Below are 909 nucleotides of genomic sequence, written 5' to 3'. Positions count from 1 at the left end.
CCTGCCGTGCTTGTCCCAGTACTCCTCGATGGGGTCGAGGATCTTCCAGGACAGCTCGACCTCCTCCGTGCGCGGGAAGAGGTTGGCGTCGCCGAGCAGCACGTCCAGGATCAGGCGCTCGTACGCCTCCGGGCTGGACTCGGTGAAGGACTCGCCGTAGGCGAAGTCCATCGACACGTCCCGGATCTCCATCGACGTGCCCGGCACCTTGGAGCCGAAGCGGACCGTGACGCCCTCGTCGGGCTGGACGCGGATGACGACCGCGTTCTGGCCCAGCTCCTCCGTCGCCGTGGTGTCGAAGGGGGAGTGCGGGGCGCGCTGGAAGACCACCGCGATCTCGGTGACCCGGCGGCCCAGCCGCTTGCCGGTGCGCAGATAGAAGGGGACGCCCGCCCAGCGGCGGTTGTCGATCTCCAGCTTGATGGCCGCGTAGGTGTCGGTCTTCGACTTCTTGTCGATGCCCTCTTCCTCGAGGTAGCCGATGACCTTCTCGCCGCCCTGCCAGCCGCCCGCGTACTGTCCGCGCACGGTGGACCTGCCGAGGTCCTTGGGCAGCCGGACGGCACCGAGCACCTTCTCCTTCTCCGCGGCCAGCGCGTCCGCGTCGAAGGAGGCGGGCTCCTCCATCGCGGTGAGCGCGAGCAGCTGGAGCAGATGGTTCTGGATGACGTCCCGGGCGGCGCCGATCCCGTCGTAGTAGCCCGCGCGACCGCCGATGCCGATGTCCTCGGCCATGGTGATCTGCACATGGTCCACGAAGGACCGGTTCCAGATCGGCTCGAACATCTGGTTGGCGAAGCGCAGCGCCAGGATGTTCTGGACGGTCTCCTTGCCCAGGTAGTGGTCGATCCGGAAGACCTGCTCCGGCTCGAACACCTCGTGCACGACCCGGTTCAGCTCCTCGGCCGA

At 67.8% G+C, this 909-nt stretch carries 1 protein-coding gene; it reads right to left on the bottom strand.

The window, feature by feature from the left end:
• Window positions 1-909: glucose-6-phosphate dehydrogenase (zwf, locus tag IE318_RS44425; RefSeq protein WP_189908497.1), on the bottom strand; the 909-nt coding region annotated here is incomplete at both ends.

Source organism: Streptomyces spiralis, assembly GCF_014654675.1.
Taxonomy (GTDB): Bacteria; Actinomycetota; Actinomycetes; order Streptomycetales; family Streptomycetaceae; genus Streptomyces; species Streptomyces spiralis.
Note: the sequence above shows the minus strand (reverse complement) of the source record. Positions and strands in the feature narration are given on the sequence as shown.